Raw genomic sequence first — 19,676 nt, 5'->3', positions numbered from 1 at the left:
GTATCTTTACACCCAATAAAGAAAGGCGAAATGATCACCTCTACCAAGACCATGGAAATACAATTGAATACCATTCAGGAAGCCATAGCCGATATTAAAGCCGGTAAAGTCGTCATCGTGGTGGACGATGAGAATCGTGAAAATGAAGGCGATTTCATAGCCGCTGCGGAGTCGGTTACCCCGGAAATGATCAATTTCATGGCCACTCATGGTCGAGGGCTGATCTGTGCCCCACTTACCGAGGAGCGATGCCAGGACCTGGACCTGAATATGATGGTGGAGAACAATACCGTCCTGCACCATACCCAATTCACCGTATCTGTTGACCTGATCGGGCACGGATGCACAACTGGGATCTCGGTTCACGACAGGGCAAAGACGATCCAGGCGTTGGTCAACGAAGAAACCAAACCCTCCGATCTGGGACGTCCAGGGCATATTTTCCCACTAAGGGCGAAACACGGTGGAGTACTGAGACGAACCGGGCATACCGAAGCCGCTATTGATCTGGCCCGATTAGCAGGTTTTAAACCAGCCGGTATTCTGGTCGAAATTCTAAACGAAGATGGAACCATGGCCCGACTGCCTCAATTGGTTGAGGTTGCCAAGAAATTTGACCTCAAGTTGATCTCCATTGAAGATCTGGTGTCTTACAGGATGGAATACGACTCCCTGATCGAAAAGAAAGAGGACTTCCAATTTGAGACCAAATTTGGCTCCTATCGCCTGAGGGCTTACCAGCAAACCACAAATGATCAGGTCCATATAGCACTTACTCAGGGACAATGGTCCAAAGGTGACGAAGTGATGGTCCGGGTTAATTCGACCCTGGTGAACAACGATATCCTAGGGACCCTAACCCACGACGCGGATAAACGATTGGACGAAATGTTCACCGCGATCAACAAAGAAGGAAAAGGTGCCATCGTATTTATTAATCAGCAGAGCCAATCATTTAATCTACTGAAGCGTTTGGAATCATTAAAGGAGTCTCAAGCAGATGGAAAAGTGATTCGGGCACCCAGAATTGAAATGGATGCCAGGGATTTTGGTATTGGCGCTCAAATCCTCCACGATCTGAACATCAGTAAGATCCGCCTACTGTCCAATTCCGGGAAAACCAAACGGGTCGGTATGATCGGCTACGGCCTGGAAATTACCGAATACGTCAACTATTGATCTAATCTTCTTCCAGGTGACGCAGGGATAGGAAGTGAATAGTTACAATTTAAATTGTAAATTTAGAAGTAACTAACACCAAACTATTTCCTTATGAATACCCGAGTAGCTAGTTTCGCCACTTTTCTGGCCAGCGGGATCTTGATCGTTTTTGGAGGGATCTATCTATTCAAGTCCAGCTTTATGCCTTATCATGCCGAGACCATCGGTCAACAATGGTCAGACCTGGATGCCAACATGCAGTTTATGATCTTGGCCCTGATGCGGGCCGTCAGCGGTGGTTTTCTGGCTGTTGCCATCACTATTGCCTGGTTACAAGTCATCTTTAACGAGACCTATCACCGCTGGATACCAGTGATCATTTTTTGGGCAGGTGCAATTGTTAGCGGAGCTTCCATTTATGCCACCCTACTGGTCAGGTTGAATACGGACGGGAATCCTCCAACGGCTCTGGCTATGACAGGGATTGGGCTGTTGTTTATCGGTTATGCCTTTAACAAACGGTCAATAGCCGACCACAAGAAAAAAGGAAATTGATCCTAAATGATATGATTGAAAGGCCGGGTTTATACCCGGTCTTTTTGTAGTATACCTTCTAATATGGATGAAGCTTTTTTAGCCCTGTTTAGTAACTCTTCTTCATCCCATCCCAGCTTGATTAGCATAGAGATGTTACGACCCATCCAATGATCGCTGGACGAGAAATCGGCTGAATGTAAATCTTGAATTCCATCCTGGACCTCTTGAGGCATTTTCCCCAATCCCTGCAGATCCTTTAGGTGTTGCCAACCATTGATGTAATGCCAGCTATTATCGAACCAATAGAAACAGCCATCTACCCCAGCTTCCAATAAAGCCGTGTGGGCTTCCTTGGCGAGTTGGGCCGAAGGCAGGTAAAAATTGAGGAAGGAATAATTCTCTACTCCTCCTTCGGGCACCCTGCGGAAACTTATTCCGTTGACCTGCCCCAAAGCATTTCTCATTTCGGTATAATGCTTCTGTTGTATGGCCAATATTTCGTCTAATCTGCTTAGCTGCCCCAAACCAACTGCCGCGTGTAGTTCAGAGATTCGGAAATTATAGCCTAAGTGGGGATGTCCTTCCGCACCCCTATCATTCCCAATATGATCATGCCCATGATCCTGGTAGCGATCGGCATTTATCTTGTAATTCTCATTGTTAGTAATTACTGCGCCACCCTCTCCACAGGTAATGGTCTTTACAAAATCGAAAGAGAAACATCCCAAATTACCTACACTTCCTAAGGGCTTTCCGTGATAGGTTCCGCCCAAGGCCTGGCAGGCATCCTCCAAAAGGATAAGTTGGTGTTCGTCACAAATCGCCTTTAAGGCATCCAGATCGGCCATGGAACCACACATATGAACAGGCATTACGCACCTGGTCTTATCTGTGATCGCAGCTTTAACCGCTTTTGGATCCAGGGTGAGAGTGTCGTCGATATCCACCAGCACCGGAACAGCTCCCAAGGCCATGATAGACTCAAAACTGGCCACAAAGGTAAAAGTAGGCATGATCACCTCATCGCCTGCTCCAATTCCCGCAGAAGCCAAGGCAACCGTTAAGGCCGCTGTACCAGAGGATACCAATTGACAATGGTCGGTCTGCATCCGGTGGGCAAATGCTTTCTCAAATTCGAGGGCTTTCCAATGGCCATTTCGCATGCCATCAAAACCATAACGCATCAACACACCACTATCCATGACATCTTTTAGGTGCTTATTCTCTTCGGAACCAAATACTTCAAATCCGGGCATAAATCTTTTTATTCAAAGTTAATAGTTAGTCATTTAATTTAGGTTAGATCTCTACGATAACCTCCTCTACTCCTCTTCTTACCTTTTTCAATTGGCTGAACATATCCTCTTTATGACGGTAGCCCACAGGCATGACAAGCACCGATCTCAAACCACGCTCCTTCAGTCCGAGCAATCGATCGTATTCCGCGGGCTGAAACCCCTCCATGGGACAGGCATCGATCTCTTCCAAAGCGCAGACCGTAAGCAGATTACCCATGGCCAGATAGGCCTGTTTGGTCATCCATTCGTCCACTTCAATTTTTTCTTTATCCCCAAAGTGGCCGATCAGGTATTCTTGATAAGGATCCAAAATCTCCCTTGGCGTCTGCCGTACCTCCTGTATCAATTTGAAATGATCTACTATATATTGCTCATTTACCTCTGATTCTATACATAATACGAGCAAATGCGAGCAGTCTCCAACCATTTGTTGATTAAAACTGAATTCGACCAATTCCTGCTTGATCGTTTCCTCCGAGACGATCACTAATTTGAGTGGCTGTAGTCCAAAGGAAGTGGCGGTCAGGTCAAATGCTGTCTTTAAAATGGAGAGTTTTTCAGTGGACAACTTTTTGCCAGAATCGAATTTTTTAGTGGCGTAACGCCATTGCAATTGTTCGAGCACGTGAGACATAGATTCTTTTTTTTACAAAGATAGGAAAGAGCCATTCGATTGTTACCTACTGTAACGTTTCTATTTACAAGAGCATCTCTGTCTATAAATGAATTAATCATCAATCATCATGCGAACTTTAACAATAATCATACTAATTACCCTGTCCAACTTACTTCATGCACAGGCACCTTTGAACCAACTAAATGATGGAAAGCCGCTACTGCCATCAAGTTTTTACACGGATCAAAAAGCAGAGGTCCTGGTTGTAGGAACCTTCCATTTCAACTATCCGGGACTGGACGCCCATGTTACTTCGGACCAGGATAAAATAGATGTACTCTCCCCAAAACGACAAACAGAAATGCAGGAGCTCATCGACTACATCAAACAATTTCGCCCTACTAAAATTGCTGTGGAAGGACGACCTGATCGTTCAACGATCACCAAAACCCTCAAAAAATATAAAGCTGACGAGGTAGAACTCAATCGCAGTGAACACCAACAGATCGGTGTACGCCTGGCCGCCGAATTGAACCTGGATACAATTTATGCGATCGATTCCAATGGCTTTATCAGCACCTTGGATTCTTTGGCACCAGAATATTTAGCCAAAATGGGAAAGGATTACGATTTTAAGAGCAATACAGCTTACGACAGCATGCATATCGAACTACTGAACTATGCGGACCAGGTTAGAAAAGAATACAGCCTGCTGGAAACTTTAAAATGGATGAATTCCAAGGACTACCACCAACGGGATTATGGGGCATATCTATTTGGAGATTTTGAGTTAGGAACATTCCGTGGGGCGGATATGCTCTCCTCCTATTGGTATAATCGAAACCTGCGTATTTTTAGAAACATTCAGATGCTTAGTGAAGGCACCGACGACCGAATATTGGTGATTTTTGGAAATGGTCATGCTTCCATTTTGAGACAGTTATTGGAATGCAGCCCGCAGTTTGAATTTGTAGAATTTGATAGTCTAGATGAGATTGCTCGATAAATATATCCACTTGATCAATTAATAATCAAATTGATTTTACCTAGGGGAATCATTCCCCTCCCGAGATAATGTATTTCATTCTTAATTGGCATCAAAGGAATTATTACGTGACCATGCACAATTCGTGTATTGAATAGTCGGAATTCCAGAATATCAAGAGAAAAACCAAAGCTTGATGGCCAAGGCAATTACAGTCACGATCAGAAAACGTTTGACCAACTTATCCCCTTTTTTGACAGACCATCGGCTGGCAAACCAGGCTCCGCTTGCATTGCCAAGAGCTAAGATCAAACCGTACTTCCAATTGATCATATCGTAATAGATAAAAGTGGCCACTGCGATCAGCTGATAAATAAGAACCACGAAGAGCTTGGTCGCATTGGACTTGACCAATGATAGCCCATTGATGCTTGAAAGGGCCAGGAGAATAAAGATCCCAACGCCAACTTGAATAAAGCCACCGTAAAGCCCGATGAAAAAGAAGGCGATCATGGCGTAAACCAATCTTTTTCCAGTGAGTTCTTCTTTCTTTGGAGCCCAGCGCTCTCCAGGCTTAAATACCATAAAGGCAACCACAACCACCATGACGATGGCTAGCAATCGGTTAAACAAGGCGTCATCAATGTCTACAGCCAGATTTGCGCCAATAAAGGCACCGATGAGTGCCGGAAGAGAAATGTAGAGGCTAAACGGATAATTGGAGATCCCTTTGGATCTAAACCCCAGTGTCCCACTGATGTTCTGCATCAGCAGAGCAATTCTGTTGGTACCGTTGGCCATAGCCGCCGGCAGACCAAAAAAGATGAGTAGTGGTAAGGTGATCAGCGAACCTCCTCCAGAGATGGTGTTGATGACTCCGGCAATAAAGCCGGCCAGTACTAGCGCGAGAAGTTCCCAGGGGAAATCCAATAGGTTTTTGATGAAAGTTAAGGAAATTATCAGAATCCTTATCTCTAAGGACACCACCTAACTTTCCCTAAATTTCTTTCTCGAAAAAGAAAAAGCATAGTATATTTGCACCCGCCGAAAGGCCAACGGAGGAATGGCAGAGTGGTCGATTGCGGCAGTCTTGAAAACTGTTGAGGGTAACACCTCCGGGGGTTCGAATCCCTCTTCCTCCGCTGAATATCTTCATAAGCCCCTTGAATAGGGGCTTTTTTATTTTGGGTATAAGTTTAGGTGTAAGTTTGCTGGTAATTATTATAGCCGAACCTGATTAATTATCTTGAGCTCTAAACAACCTAGCTGTGGAATTTAGAGGCATTTGCAGTTTACTTCGCTCTTTATAGCGAACAGTGTACAAACCTTGACCTGATTCAAAATTTTACATTTTGAAGTAATTCACTGATAAAATTCGAATTTCACTAAAGTCGAAACATGATAATGAGATGGAAAAGGTAACTTAAGAATAGGTCGGTACCAAAATTAATAGAGTTTCGATAAATCTGTAGGTAGAATAAAGAATGGCTATAATATAAAACCAGTTGAGAACCTTATCCATTTTTATTTCGAAACTGTACTTACTGGGAGGCATTGATACTAATTGGAATTTCGAATCACTTAAAAAAAGTTCTTCTTCACGTAAACTGGCTATTCTTAGAGTAATTACAAATCTTCCAATTGTGTAAAATAATAAGATCAGGGTCAAACTTAAATACACGATTCCCTCCCATCCGCTTTTATTATTAAGAAAGATAACTTTCCAAAGTGGGACGGATTCACTTACGATCATAACCTCATTCATTGATGAAGCTATCAACAACAAAATACTCCTAGTAATTATCGGAAGAAAGAAAAGTGTTGTCAAAACCAAAATGATGTACAGCTTAATTCCGGAGTATTTCTTTCTAAGTCTAGACCAATCATCAAACAAACGAGCATTTACGAGATCTAATGTCGATTTATCTGAACACTTTGCAGCCAAAAAATAGGGGTTAACGGATGCTTTATCAAAAATTACGTTGGTGCATTTTGCTTTTCGGATAATTTCTTTGTTCCAAAATGCTACAATCTTCTCAGTCTTTGTTGAGAAGAAGCAACGCGTAAGATTCAACTCGTCACATTTACCACGAATATTAAAATCGAAAACATCTATATCGTTCAGGTTCATAACATCCGATCTGGATACGTCATTGAAACCAAATATTGAAGTCCTTGATATAGCTATGGATGTGAAGTCACCTTCCAGAGAAATGTTCTCTACCAACGTAGGTGATGTTATGACCAGCGATTTCTTGTAGACAAAATCATCTGGATCGTCTTGTGCGCCAATGAATGAGCAATTCACTAAAGAACAACCACTTAAATTTATATGTGATTTTATTTGAACTGTAAAAATACAATTTTCAAAATTGGCTCCAGATCGATCATATTTACCTTCTACACTGATACGTAGATCCTTAAATTCTGTAATGTTTTGTTTAAACATTGGATCTGAAGATGATATGTCCTTCATTGGTCTTATATGAGCAACTGATTAATTAAGAATAAAGATAGCCAATATCCTATGAGAAATTCTGGAGTCTTCAGATATTCTTCAGCATCAAATTTAGCCTGTGTGGCTATTTTACATAATGGCGTTATGAACTACAGCTTGCCTGTATCATAACTACCCGTTATGTAAACATAGCTTTGGTAACGCATAGAAAACATTAACCTTATTTTATAATATATGCCAGTTCGAGTTGTATATTTTGATACTTCATGATTGTCAAGATGGGGGTCATATTAACTCTAGTTGCAATACCATTATGTAACTATTGATCTTTTGTGACCGCTTCCCGATGGAAGAATCAGAATGTAACAATAAGTCAGAGAATCCTAACACCTATATTTCTTAGCAGAAGAAAGAGCGAAATGATTTTAAAAAGACTCTCTTTTATGAATCTTCATTTGGAACCCCCCTGGGTGAAAAATGAAATATACCTAGGGGTGTTTCGTATAGTAGGTATATTAGTCTTCAATCTTTTGAGATAAACTGAAATCACCTATCTTGTTTACTAATATTTAGTAACCAGTTCTTCAATTTCTCCTTGCTATTTATCCCTCTCATCTTTAAAATATTTATTATGTCAATTCCACTAATTATAATAATTGGCTGACCATCGTCAGTAACTTCTTTATAAGCTTGTTTACTTACAAATGATGTTGTCACCAATATACCAAATTGACGATGTCGAATCCTAGAAATTAACCTTGACGCTTCTTTGACCCCAACAGAGTTCTCAAGCGAATACCTCTTAGCTTCAACGGCGAAGTCAACTTCGATTGAATTTGATCCAAGACCAATATTGTACTTCCCTAATGCATCCCTACCTCCATCCGCCCAAGGCCTGGTAAGATCGATGCTCAGAATATTTGAATCCATAAGGACAACAATTTCCCTGGCGCATTTTTCAAATTCATACGGATCTTCGAAAAAATCATATATCATGTGAAGTGAATCCAAATCTTGTTTGGATTTAGGAAGCTGTTCCTCTCTAGTTCTGTATTCTATGGATCTTTCTGAAATTAATGGTAAGTATCTGTTTTTGTTTGCCCAATTAAGGTATGGTAATGGAGTGTTTTTGGTGAATGTGTTACCTTGATTAAGGTCATCGATCCATTCTCTTGTGATAATAGGGATATCCAGAATGGTAAAGATTGCCTTGTAATTCTGGAATCTCTCACCTTTTTGAGATTTCCAAATGGCCACTAAATTATCTGTAATTTCTAAATTTTGAGCTCCCGGAACGGCAAGACCTCGGAAAACAACATCGCGAGATTTTCCTGCCTTTGTAAATACAAAGAATGGAGGAATACTTGTATAATCGTTACTTGTAAGTAAACCAAAATAGTGCTTTAGAATTAGATTTCCTTTACGAGACGTATCATGAAGTTCATGTCCAGGTTTCTTATTATCTCCATAATAAATAAATAGTCCTGATCTTAAATCCAACATATCTGGCCAATCTGGATCGTCCATTGACGAATACAAAACGATATAATTAAAATTCATCAATTTCGCCGTGCCAGTATATCTAAACCCCGCTTGATTTCCACATTTGAGAATTTTACTAATTGGATCATCTCCAGCATTCCCCTTTGAGCCTCCTTTATATATTGCATCAATTATTAAATCAGATGAACTAAGTTGATCAAATGGAAATATATTTTTCATGGATAAACTGTTTTAATAATAGGACTTACTCAAAATGGAGTGAACTAATACTAAGATAAGACGTGTATAGTCAGATTATTCTTTTAAATAGTATAAGCAAGAATTCTTCAGGTTACATTCATCACATTTGGGATTTCTTGCTTTACAAATTAAGGCTGCAAAATCGAGTGCCGCCCAATTAACTTGCCTAGAATTTTCAATATTTACTAGTTCAAAGGCTAATTCTTGCAAATAAGGATCATACCGTATATCAGCTTTCTTTCTCTTTCCAAAGTACCTTTCTAAGACCCGCGCCATATTCACATCTAACATCGGATATGGTTGGTCATGTATTACTGACATTATTGAATAGGCAATGTATTGCCCTATCATTGGTATTGCTATTAGCGAATTATAATCTCGAGGTAATCGCCCATTTCTACTTACCATTTCCACAGATAAAGAATGTAATCTTTTTGCCCTCTGTCGATAAAGGCCAAATGGTTTTAAGGCATCTTCTAAAGCCGATAATTCTGTATTCGCGATAGATCTCCAGCTTGGATAAGAACTTATGAATCCTGGAAGTAGTTTTGCGACGGTCTCTGCTTTTGTTCGTTGCAATAAAACCTCCACCAGAACTTTTTGGTATTTAGAAATTGACTTTCTCCGCCAGTAGAAATTTCTTCCATTCTGATTATACCAAGTCAATATCTTATTTCTAAAGACATCCATTTTTTTTAGCATTAGACATCTTTCACGAATCTAATTTAATAATTGAATATGTACTAAATTGAGTCCAATTCTTAACCCTTGTGGATACTACATGATAAAGATTGGAAACAAGTACTTTTTCATTCTTAGTTATTAAACTCTTTATATTCCAATATTCAGTTTCTGGGATTTTATGCAAGGATTGAAGACCACCATTTGTTGAAATATTGATCTTGGAATTTTGATCATCGAACTCACTATTGATTTGATCAATAATTAGTATCGAGCGATAAAAGCCATCGCCATGCAACAAGTCGTTGTGAAGTGGTTTACAACTACTAATAAATTCGCAAAAATCACAGGTATTATCTCCCGGAGTTCCTAATATGTCAGTCTGATTGGAGCTAATTTGCAAATTAAAATGGTTCTTTAATTTGTGAAGAAACTTTTTGTGCGACTCATAATCATGATCTTCAAATCTAAATTGTGCATATTCTTTATTAGACAGACCCTGAATTACACATGTAATTTTATCGGCATCGTAACCTTTTTCCCAAAAAACTAACCCATACGACTTTAACTGCACCTCATATGCGGCTTTTACTTTATCTATTTTTCCGTCAATATAGTCCCATATTGGTCCACTCTTGAAATCTGTTAGCGTTAATGATTTACCTGATGCATTCAACTCCAACATGTCGACTGTTCCCTTAATAAGGGAGCTTTCAATTTCTACCTCACTTTCGACAGAATCTAATTTATATTTGAGGGTTTCAATTAATTTCTTTGTCTTGTTTTTCTTTACTATATAATACGGTAGAAAATAAGTAACAAATCCTTCCTTATTTTCCATGTCACAAGCCCTAAGTTTCTGTTTAAATATTTTACTCCATATTTTATCGAACTTGTCTAAATCAAATTGTTCATTGATATATTCCTCAATAACACTATGAACTACTATACCTAGAAAAGAGTTTTTATTGAATTTAAATTTTTTATTCTTTTTAACACCGTCACCGAGATTCAACAGATTAAAGTATCTCAATTCACATTCCGAGATAAAGTGAATTTTACTGGGTCCAAATTTTGCTATTTCAATAACCTCATCTCGCATTGGCCAAGATTTTCTAATTGTTGACCCAAGTAAAGAATTGTTGATAAGTCCAAGACATTCTTCTAACTAGATTAAACGTATCAGCAAAGAAGATTTTTTCCGGACTTCCACAAAGTTCAATCACCTCAGTTAACGAGCTGTTTTCTGGGAAGTGTCCTCCTACATAATTCCAGAAAGGATGAACAACAACAATATGGATATCTCTATAAGAAATATATGGTATCCCCTTGTGGGACTTTATATTATTGGGGTCATCAAGAATAGCTTCATCAATTGAAAACGCAAAATCATTAGCCAACTCCAATGCATGAGCTGGCCAATCATTTATTTCAATACTTCGCCAGTCATTATCTAATCCGACTAAGAAATTAGAGTCCTTCATAACACGTAACAAACACACACCTAATCTCCAGTCCAAGATTCCATGATAGTTCAGATTACGATAGTTTTGTAGATCCTTATAAGAAGAAGTTTTACAAACTTTAGCATGTTCCTCGTTTATAAAACTACTCGTATATCTGTTCTCCGGTTTAGGGCTTAGGCACATCTCAACAAAAAAGTCTATTTGCTTATACAAGTGTTCAACAAATCCTGATCCATTTGAAAGTTCATCAGCCAAAATTAATTTACCCACACTTCTTTCTGTTCCATCTTCCAAAAGATGTTCAGTAACAGCTGCTAATTCTATTTCTTCAGGAGAGACATCTCGATCATCTGCCAAACATCGCTGCAATAGGAATGCGGCGGAATGGTAGGCTCCTTTTGCGCTAACCTTTTTCCCAACATCGCGACTGTGAAAAGGATTTATATCAAGCTTAAGATTTAATTCAACCGGGAATAAACGAAAAATGTTGGTTGTCTTTCTTGCTCCTAAAGAGATAGGAGGATTACCTTCTGTTGGACTCGAGCCATTAATGATCCCTTGAATAAACTGATCCTTTACTGCTTCATTGAATCCTCGGCCAAGTTTATTCTTTAAATCTAGAGAAATATACTGATTATGAAGCGGTGCTCTAAGATATTCCGTACTGACGCGCTTCATCCGAAAACCATCGCCGCCGTTTGTGTTTAATCTCCACGTATAATCAGTATTTGATAGGGACACATTAGATGAACCATGTTTTTTCTCTTCGCTATGGCTTGAGGATGCTTCTGAGAACAGTAATGGTTTAGATGTACTTACCTCTTGGTCGACCTCCCTGTCTTGTGGTTTAGGTGAGTAATCTGTTCGGAATGCATTCGGAATAACAACAAGATGTGCGGTCTCTGCATTTTTATCTATCTCATCATCTGGTTTAGTTTGCCCATCTTGATACAACTCGGTCCTTAGAATATTGTTCTGTGAATTTACGATAACCCAGGTGGGAGAACCGAAAGGTTGATCCCCAAAGATTCTTGGAACATATGAATTAGAGGAAAAATCAAAATAGATTTCCGAAATTTTTGGTGTAAGACCAACACTCGTATAAATTCTCTTGTCCTTGGTTTTTTGAGAACCAGGAGCAAAATCAAATATTGCCCTATCTAATGGACGATCAATTGTTTGAGCAGAATAGCTATTAGATCCGTCTTCTTTTTTGAATCCTAGAATCATACTACGTATTCCTGTAGGCATCCCAGACATCGGCAACAAGCCAACTTCAGCCATTGTTTCGGCCAAATCCATAGATGATTGATTCTCATTTAAACTGCAAAATTTATCTTTAAAATCGCCTAACAGCCATTTTTTGAACCCTTCCAAATCATAATCTTCATATAACAACTTATCGACATATAGATTTTGACAGAGGGTTTTGAAAATGTCTCGCCAATTTGATTCGTCTGAAAGCCAATTGAACATGGTATTTATGTTGTCTTTATTGGCAAAAAAAGTTTGAAGTTCACCAAATTCACCATGAACCCCTCCATTAAGTCTATCATATTGATCAAAAAAGTACCTTCTAAGTATGCCTTTAATTGCCATTCTATGAAGAATTTGGGCCTGAGATTGCGAAAGGAATGGTACGGGAGCTAAATCTCCTGTCATTCTCTCCGGGTTGTTAAAGAAAAACTCGTCATGATTTCTTCCACGGCAATAAGTCAATGCTATATTAAAGGCTTGACCAGCTCGTCCTGCCCTACCAACTCTTTGTTGATAATTAAACCTCATCGGAGACATATTTCCTTGATAAATAGCTTGCAATGAACCTATGTCGACACCTACTTCTAAAGTAGTTGTAACACTTAATAGATCAATTTCCTCTACAATCTTATTTTCTCCGGTTATAATTCCCTTGAATAGTCGTTGTCTTTCAAGTTGATTATCCGTTTGACCGGTCAGTTCTTCACACCTCATCCGAATAGAATCTTCTACCCTTGCGAATTGTTGTGCATAGAAGTTTCCTTTCTGCACTTCTCCAGCCTCGAGCTTCATGGAGTCTGTTAACACACTATTGCAGGTCTTACAAATTCCTCCTGAATTATGGAGATGCACCGTTCGGCAACCACCACATCTATAAGCTGTATCATTAACACTGGCGAATTTCAATCTCAAGGATGACAAATTCAACAGACCGTCAGCATGGCTAAACTTATTAGTTATGTCATCCCAAACATGATTTCCAAGTAGTTCAGGATCTAATCCATGTCGAAAAGCTACAGCTTCTATATACCTTCGCAATGCTGGCACACCTTTATAATCCCTTAAACTATTATATTGATAGTCAGAAGGTAAGTACCTAAAGCTATCTCCAAGTATACGAGCCGATGAATTTAGAACCTCAAGATAAATATCATCGTTTAAGGAATTAATTGGTGATTGAATGCCACTTGTAATCATTACTTGTGCTAGTCCCGATGATTCGATGCTGTAGAATAACCGCCCAAACAAGAAGCGAGCAATTTCCAACATGATTTTCTCCCTTATGAAGTTCAAAAGGGACTCGCGTTCACCATCGTTTCGAATTTTGGATGTATTGATTTCAGGAATACCCGAATCCCATGTGAAACAATCCTTCCAGGACTCGGTTCTCTCTAAATATGTTCCCGAGGTACGAACTTCAATTCTTCGATTAGAAGCACTCGGACCTGCTGGATTGATTCCTTGCTTGACCAATCCCCATATTATCTTGTCAATAAGCTTTTCAACTTTTAATGACTTCTTTTTGATATCCAACAGGAATCGTTTCTGTTCTTGATTCGCAATACCGGCGTTCTCCAACACGAAAGCTTGATTAATTTCCTCGGCAGTTTTATCGTCTAATTGTGTTGAATAAAGTTTGGCTTTAGCAGTATCTCCACTTTCTAAACTTCTTACCAACTCAAAGGCTATGTCCACCTCATTTCTCTGGGAAACCAACAGTTCTTTGACAATTTCATTGTAATTTTCTTTTTCAATATCGTTCGCAAATCTCGCCGATTCTTCCCTAGAGTCAGAGAAAGCAACTAGTTTCCTTGGCTTTTTTTCTGATTTAGGTATTGCTTTGAAAAGTTCTTTGGCTAGTACTTGGTTAGTTTTACCAAAACCAGTACGAAACCCTCTAATAGGAGAATTTCTTCGTCTCCTAGTGTAATCCGAACTACAATTGGGACAAATAGGAGGTAATGCCGTTCCCGAATCAGTTGACAAGTTACCTACACTATTAGGAGTGTAATAAAGCCCAGAAACAGTATCGTTTTGAGCAGCGAAATATAAACGACCATCCCTTAAACCTAAATGACGTTTCTCCCATGTGCCATCGCTCAGCAAGTCCTGCACCGCCTGATTGTTTATATTTTTTGGCCAGAAAACTCCGTAGTCATGTTCAGATCTCATTTCGACCCGAGCTGACTGAGATCTCTCCGGAATCCCTTCTATCTCAGGAGGGGTGCTAATCAATTCTCCATGAAATGTGTAATTGTGATCTTTGTGATTTGGTATCTTCGTTCCACCTATCATTGTAGTACCGCAATTTTCACAGTACAGTCCCTCAAAAACTCTCTTTTTGTTATGGGTAATTTGAGATTCTTTGAATAATGTATCAAATGGGCTTGCTTCAATATTACTTGATAAACTTGGATCATCGCTAAGAGTAGCCCATAATCCTTCAATGTTTCTTATAAAGAAATGAAGACGAAACCTTGGTAAATTGGGCTTCCAATTAAGATCCTCATTGTATTCCTTTAAAGCTTCTTTATGTGTGTCCATCAATCCACGAACAATAAGGAGACCCCGAATGGCTTTTTCCAGTTGGTGATCTTCTAAATCTCCAAAAACCTTTCTTGCAATAGATTTGAAATCATTGGCGGCATCTATCAATTTGTCATTATAAACAGGGTAGGGTCGAAATCGTATGGGAGAACTTTCGGAATCTTGAAATTCAAATGCTCGGGTAACCTTTGAACACAGGTACTCATTCTCGTTAATATTTGTTAAGTAACTAAGAAGCTTATTCCCGTCATTTCCGCCCAATTTAGTATCAATGAATTTTGATATTTCGATTTCAAACTCATTCTCTTCAAGGTGATTTGAATCTCTACCATACTTGCCAATTTCAATGAGCATTTCCGAATCAATTGAACCAGAATCAACCTTTTTCGGAAGAATATACTTGCCTGAAATAACATTCATATTCTCTGTTAGCCCAAAGAAGCCTTTAAGAAATGCTTGACTATATTCAAATTCTTCAGTACCCTCTTGACCGTCTAACGATGCAGAAGAGGCTAAAAATCTAATCTTTTTTGAGCTAGGATCAAGCCCTAGCCTGTTGTAAAGCAAACGTAGCAAATATGCAATCTCAGTACCTTCAGTACCTCTATACAAGTGCAGCTCATCAATAACAAGATGAAAGACCCGTTCTGTCTTTTCGACTTCGCGTTGAGCTTCTGTCATATTTTCAATGTCCCAATCTGTTTCAGCATTTAACCATTTTTTGGTTTTATTGAACATCTCTGATTCAACTTCACGCATCAACATGATACTCAACATTGAGAAATTCGTTATCAATACATCTGGTGGGCTTTCATGCATATCAAACCTAGATCTCATTTCTGCACCGTCTAGTTTTTGAAAGTTGGATTCTATTTCCAACTTTTCATCATCACCTAAACTATCATCATTTGCCAAGTAGTTTTGGATTTCATTGCTAGTGTTTCTAATGTTGTTTAGTTCTTTTTCAAGTTGTCGCCATTTAGAAGTGTTTACTTCAATCCCATTCTCTCCAAATTTGTGAAGAGAACCTGAAACTGGTGATGAACTATTATATCGACCAAAAAATAACCTGTGGCCATTTAACTCATTATCGCAGAAGTCTCTAACCTGATTACTATCTAGAGAACTTCTTAACCTGGTCAATTGATCTTCAACAAGGGCGTTCATAGGATAAATAATAATTGCTTTGATTGCAGTTGGTCTTTTTTCATCATTTCTTTGAAGAACCTGATTTGTAAGCCTTGAATGAGATTGACCAACTAATTCAATACCCCTAGTGGGACCTATGCCGCGTGTAAAAGGACCGTTTGCATTAACGCTGCTTCTGTTTCCTATATACTTTGAAAGATCTTTTATCAAATATGCTATCAGCGGAAGTAAGAATGATTCCGTTTTACCAGAGCCGGTGCCCGATGTGATTACGCAATTCTTACCTCTTACAGATTTTTTTAGCATCGAATATTGATGCTCATAAAGCGGGAAATCGCCTGTAAATAAGCCCTTCTTCACAAATTCTTTAAACAGATGAACTTCTTGACTTGTGAATCCAACTAAGTCATCAGTGGTCAAATCTTCAATGCGTTTGGGGCCAGAAGCATATTCCAAAAGTGGCTCGATCCAAGGTTGCCTGTAAATGGTAGCATCTTGATTAAGAAGATTTAATCTGTTTTGTTCAAACTCATCATGTCTCGTCCCAAACGCGGTTTTTACATAAGAAATATATCCATTGATAACTTTATCGAAAACGCCAATAGGATTAATCATAATTTTGGATGTTTTGATTCAACTTTTCTTCAACAACAGAAAGAATTAGGGAGTCAATATTTTTATAGACTCGATAAGGCTTACCTTTTAAATATTCTACACTTGGAATCTCGGCATTAGTTAGAATTAGGCCTCGTTCTAGCCAAAATGGGAGTCCAAGAAATAAGGGGACTAATAAATCAAAATCGCCATTCCGATCAGTTAGTCTCTTTAATAAAACATCAGATTTTAAAGCCATAAAAACGGCAAGGTGTAACTCTGTAAGGACTTTATTACCGTGTTGAGTCTTGACTATGTGAGTGACAGACCTGTCTTTAAAGCCATCAAACCTTACCACTGCACCATTGACTATTGATTGAAGCGATTCGTTAGTTTCATCCCATTCCAAACTTTCAATATTGAACACTCCCTTACGGTGATGATCTGTGGGATAATCGATAAGGTCTCTAAAATGATCTTGTAGTTCATTTACGGATCTTTGTATATAAAAACAAGCCAATTGATATACTACATATGAATTGTTGAATGGGTTCTGAATATCGTTTACAAAATGAATGCTCATTATATCCTTAAGCCTGTGAAATTTCTCTAATTCTCCATCCGGATCGAACAATATTATCCTTGAAGGATACAAGTCCTCGAAATAAGCTGAATGCTTGGTAATTTGAATTTGAATTCCTAGACCTTTACAGCACTTTATAATACTTGACAAATCATCTTTACTGCGATAGCCGGTTAGAAAACCTCTCAAGCCTTGATCGGTTTGTAAAAAGAACAATGACGAAGGACATACTTTAACAAGTCCTCCAAAATCTTGAAAGTCGATATAACCAAGATTTCTCCAGTAGTTCATAATTCTCTTCGCGTAACTTTTACTCACTGATGGTTCCAGTTCCGCAAGCAGTTTTGGAAAATCATATGTGCTAACGTTTGTGCTGAAACCAATATATTGTAAAAGCTTATCTCCCTTTGAATCAAGATTTAATTCGGTTTTAGTCGATAATTTTTGAGCAGGTTGATTGGGTTTAAATAGTCGAAAGAGCGGTCGATGCCATGTGTTAAATTTTACGACGTCACTATCTCTATTGAAATTTCCCGGTATGTCATAAATGTCTCCATTAGACCTCTCTTGGGAATAACGACTTCTTCCATCAAAATCTTTCAAGAAAGGACTGGTTAAATTCGGCGGATCTCCTGAAAAGTCCCCTAATACGTAGTTGTATGAAGATTCCAGTGCACTATTCTCCTCTCTAATTTTAAATTCAGAGGCAATCTGGAAATCAAACGGTAATTGGAATAAATTCTCTTCCCCATCTACCTTCACCAAATCACATATAACTTCTTTATCATCTGACTTTAAGACTGTCAAAGAAGGAGAAGACTGTGGTCCGAGATATCGAAACTTAGGAGTGAATTCCTTGTAGAGAGTTCTTCGGCGATTCGTGGTAAATTCCGTTACAAGTTCAATCTTTCCTTCAATTTTTTTATAGGGACTATAAATCTTGAATATATCATTGAAATATTCCTCACTTAAAGAATTGAATTTTACGGCAAGAAAGTTACTCTCATCTACAGGGTATATTGTTACACCAGGGATACCTTCAATGTTGTTATCTAATATTTGATCTTGGTGGATAACTAGAATAAATGACGGCTCGTTGCTTGGATAGTCTGATTCACGCCACTCATTGAATTCATGATTCTTGGATAACCAATAAACTCTTTTGTTAGTTGAATATCTTCTCTTATTCGACTTGAAAGTGGCACCTTCATTCAAATCAATATTTATTGAAATCTCTTCTGAAGTATCTGCATTCACCGGAGTTACTTCTATTGATTTATCTTCAACAATAATGGTGTCATTTTGCAAGTCGTCTGAGACCGCCCTGAAATAAAATCCTTCAATTGGATCACCCGGCCAACTTGGGACACTAGAAATACATAACTTTAGTGCTATTGGGGGAGTTCGAAATTTTGCCGAAGCGCTGGATATCGAATCTTTCAAAAAATGAACTTGGCAATAATTGTTTAAGAATCCAAGTATGGAACGTTGCAAGGGCGAAGTCTCGGACAAGTAATTCAGCAGAACCTCAGCTTTTGACAATTGAGAACGATGCTTAATAAAAAAGGCTTTCCATTCTTCCAGTGTTATAATCCTTCCTGGGATGAAACCATCATCAATTAATTGGTCAATAATTTCAACAAATTGACTAGAGTTAAGAATCGAGTGCCTCTCAATACGAGAAACGTACTTTCTATTCCAACTACTGGAATCATGACGAATAAACTTCCCTTTAAATCCAGAAAGGTAATTGCAAGACCAATCTTCTAGATTTTCCCATATAGGTTCTAGGTGATCCCGAGCAACAGATGTATTGATGTCCGACCATTTTTTTTTGAGAACTTCATTACCAAAATGATTGATACGATCATACACATTTGCCACAGACATATCACGGCTGTCATCCTCGGCTAGTGCGTAGATCAAAAAGATTAGAAACCCAAAGTATGCAGGGACAGGCCTCCGCAATCTTTTTCCGTTGATCATAATAGCTTTAGAGCTGTCATGTAATTTCTTTAGTTTTCCAAAAAAATCATTCGATCCAATTTCAACTTTGATAGCATGAAAAAAATCGTAAACGTCAAATTTATAGTTGGAAATTTCTTGAAATAAATCATTTGAAACATGAATACAGACTATCTCTTCACCACTCTTTGATTCATTGAAATAGTAATCAATTAAAAGTTTATTCCAAAAATCGTAGTTCGGTGCTTGATCATCATCTTCATTGAATAAAGATGCTGCTGAAGTAGGTTCATAATGATCCTTTTTACGACCATTATTAGAATTATCTGATTCGATTTTTATCTGGCTATATTTTGGCTCGAATTCTTCCCAGACCTCCCTAGAGAGCTTGTTCATATTACCGTGGCTATAATCACCTCCCTTCTCGAGATTCCGGAACATTAAAGTTTGCGCTTCTGTGGATCTAACTGTTCGTCCTAATTTTGCAGCTAAATCTTGAATGGCCGGATTATGTTCGTGAAGACCAACGCCGTTTAATTCCTTGTATAATTTATAAACCAAAATAATTTCATCCTTAGTCCAACGAATGCCCGACTTCAAGTTTTTCTCTCCCCCTTTTACTCGTTTATAAGCCAT

At 38.7% G+C, this 19,676-nt stretch carries 12 protein-coding genes and 1 tRNA gene; 4 read left to right on the top strand and 9 right to left on the bottom strand.

Going from position 1 to position 19,676, the window contains the following annotated elements:
- The first annotated feature begins 30 nt into the window (after window positions 1-30).
- Together ribB and BST85_RS03880 are read left to right on the top strand one after the other, a co-directional pair.
- Window positions 31-1,179 (top strand): 3,4-dihydroxy-2-butanone-4-phosphate synthase, encoded by a 1,149-nt coding sequence (gene ribB, locus BST85_RS03885; RefSeq protein ID WP_104812057.1) that lies wholly within the window; start codon window positions 31-33, stop codon window positions 1,177-1,179.
- A gap of 93 nt (window positions 1,180-1,272) precedes the next feature.
- On the top strand, window positions 1,273-1,716 hold the full coding sequence (locus BST85_RS03880) for a hypothetical protein (protein ID WP_104812056.1): 444 nt from the start codon (window positions 1,273-1,275) through the stop codon (window positions 1,714-1,716).
- 29 nt (window positions 1,717-1,745) lie between these two features.
- On the opposite strand, the gene BST85_RS03875 is transcribed toward BST85_RS03880, so the two are convergent.
- On the bottom strand, window positions 1,746-2,954 hold the full coding sequence (locus BST85_RS03875; RefSeq protein WP_104812055.1) for a DegT/DnrJ/EryC1/StrS family aminotransferase: 1,209 nt from the start codon (window positions 2,952-2,954) through the stop codon (window positions 1,746-1,748).
- A gap of 43 nt (window positions 2,955-2,997) precedes the next feature.
- A complete protein-coding gene (locus BST85_RS03870) occupies window positions 2,998-3,630 on the bottom strand; it encodes an NAD(P)H-dependent oxidoreductase (protein WP_104812054.1) in 633 nt (210 codons plus the stop codon).
- A gap of 109 nt (window positions 3,631-3,739) precedes the next feature.
- Here BST85_RS03870 and BST85_RS03865 point away from each other — a divergent pair, with 109 nt between their 5' ends.
- Window positions 3,740-4,618 carry a DUF5694 domain-containing protein gene (locus BST85_RS03865; protein WP_146090641.1) on the top strand — a complete coding sequence of 293 codons (879 nt, stop codon included), beginning with the start codon at window positions 3,740-3,742 and terminating at the stop codon, window positions 4,616-4,618.
- Between the two features lie 153 nt (window positions 4,619-4,771).
- On the opposite strand, the gene BST85_RS03860 is transcribed toward BST85_RS03865, so the two are convergent.
- Window positions 4,772-5,527, bottom strand: coding sequence for a sulfite exporter TauE/SafE family protein (locus BST85_RS03860; protein WP_104813892.1), 756 nt, complete (start codon window positions 5,525-5,527; stop codon window positions 4,772-4,774).
- A 127-nt stretch (window positions 5,528-5,654) separates the two neighbouring features.
- Here BST85_RS03860 and BST85_RS03855 point away from each other — a divergent pair.
- Window positions 5,655-5,739: transfer RNA gene (locus BST85_RS03855), tRNA-Ser, on the top strand.
- A 281-nt stretch (window positions 5,740-6,020) separates the two neighbouring features.
- Here BST85_RS03855 and BST85_RS03850 read toward each other — a convergent pair.
- The 6 genes from BST85_RS03850 to BST85_RS03825 form a co-directional block, all read right to left on the bottom strand.
- Window positions 6,021-7,073 (bottom strand): hypothetical protein, encoded by a 1,053-nt coding sequence (locus BST85_RS03850; RefSeq protein WP_104812052.1) that lies wholly within the window; start codon window positions 7,071-7,073, stop codon window positions 6,021-6,023.
- Window positions 7,074-7,601: 528 nt separating this feature from the next.
- On the bottom strand, window positions 7,602-8,777 hold the full coding sequence (locus BST85_RS03845) for a restriction endonuclease (protein ID WP_104812051.1): 1,176 nt from the start codon (window positions 8,775-8,777) through the stop codon (window positions 7,602-7,604).
- Between the two features lie 75 nt (window positions 8,778-8,852).
- Window positions 8,853-9,488, bottom strand: a complete 636-nt coding sequence (locus BST85_RS03840; protein ID WP_181039948.1) for an HhH-GPD family protein — start codon at window positions 9,486-9,488, stop codon at window positions 8,853-8,855.
- A 22-nt stretch (window positions 9,489-9,510) separates the two neighbouring features.
- Window positions 9,511-10,581, bottom strand: coding sequence for a PD-(D/E)XK nuclease family protein (locus BST85_RS03835; protein WP_104812049.1), 1,071 nt, complete (start codon window positions 10,579-10,581; stop codon window positions 9,511-9,513).
- A 13-nt stretch (window positions 10,582-10,594) separates the two neighbouring features.
- Complete coding sequence (locus BST85_RS03830) at window positions 10,595-16,513, bottom strand: DEAD/DEAH box helicase (protein WP_104812048.1); 5,919 nt, start codon at window positions 16,511-16,513, stop codon at window positions 10,595-10,597.
- Window positions 16,506-19,676 (bottom strand): hypothetical protein, encoded by a 3,171-nt coding sequence (locus tag BST85_RS03825; protein ID WP_104812047.1) that lies wholly within the window; start codon window positions 19,674-19,676, stop codon window positions 16,506-16,508. The genes BST85_RS03830 and BST85_RS03825 overlap by 8 nt, the downstream gene beginning before the upstream one ends.

Source organism: Aureitalea marina (genome assembly GCF_002943755.1).
In the GTDB taxonomy this organism is placed as follows: domain Bacteria; phylum Bacteroidota; class Bacteroidia; order Flavobacteriales; family Flavobacteriaceae; genus Aureitalea; species Aureitalea marina.
This window is presented reverse-complemented; position numbering and strand designations above follow the sequence as displayed.

What these genes read in the sequence shown, in the direction of transcription:
- ribB (WP_104812057.1), top strand. Translation starts at nt 31, where the DNA reads ATGATCACCTCTACCAAGACCATGGAAATACAATTGAATACCATTCAG.
- BST85_RS03880 (WP_104812056.1), top strand. Translation starts at nt 1,273, where the DNA reads ATGAATACCCGAGTAGCTAGTTTCGCCACTTTTCTGGCCAGCGGGATC.
- BST85_RS03875 (WP_104812055.1), bottom strand. Translation starts at nt 2,954, where the DNA reads ATGCCCGGATTTGAAGTATTTGGTTCCGAAGAGAATAAGCACCTAAAA.
- BST85_RS03870 (WP_104812054.1), bottom strand. Translation starts at nt 3,630, where the DNA reads ATGTCTCACGTGCTCGAACAATTGCAATGGCGTTACGCCACTAAAAAA.
- BST85_RS03865 (WP_146090641.1), top strand. Translation starts at nt 3,740, where the DNA reads ATGCGAACTTTAACAATAATCATACTAATTACCCTGTCCAACTTACTT.
- BST85_RS03850 (WP_104812052.1), bottom strand. Translation starts at nt 7,073, where the DNA reads ATGAAGGACATATCATCTTCAGATCCAATGTTTAAACAAAACATTACA.
- BST85_RS03845 (WP_104812051.1), bottom strand. Translation starts at nt 8,777, where the DNA reads ATGAAAAATATATTTCCATTTGATCAACTTAGTTCATCTGATTTAATA.
- BST85_RS03840 (WP_181039948.1), bottom strand. Translation starts at nt 9,488, where the DNA reads ATGGATGTCTTTAGAAATAAGATATTGACTTGGTATAATCAGAATGGA.
- BST85_RS03835 (WP_104812049.1), bottom strand. Translation starts at nt 10,581, where the DNA reads ATGCGAGATGAGGTTATTGAAATAGCAAAATTTGGACCCAGTAAAATT.
- BST85_RS03830 (WP_104812048.1), bottom strand. Translation starts at nt 16,513, where the DNA reads ATGATTAATCCTATTGGCGTTTTCGATAAAGTTATCAATGGATATATT.
- BST85_RS03825 (WP_104812047.1), bottom strand. Translation starts at nt 19,676, where the DNA reads ATGGCTTATAAACGAGTAAAAGGGGGAGAGAAAAACTTGAAGTCGGGC.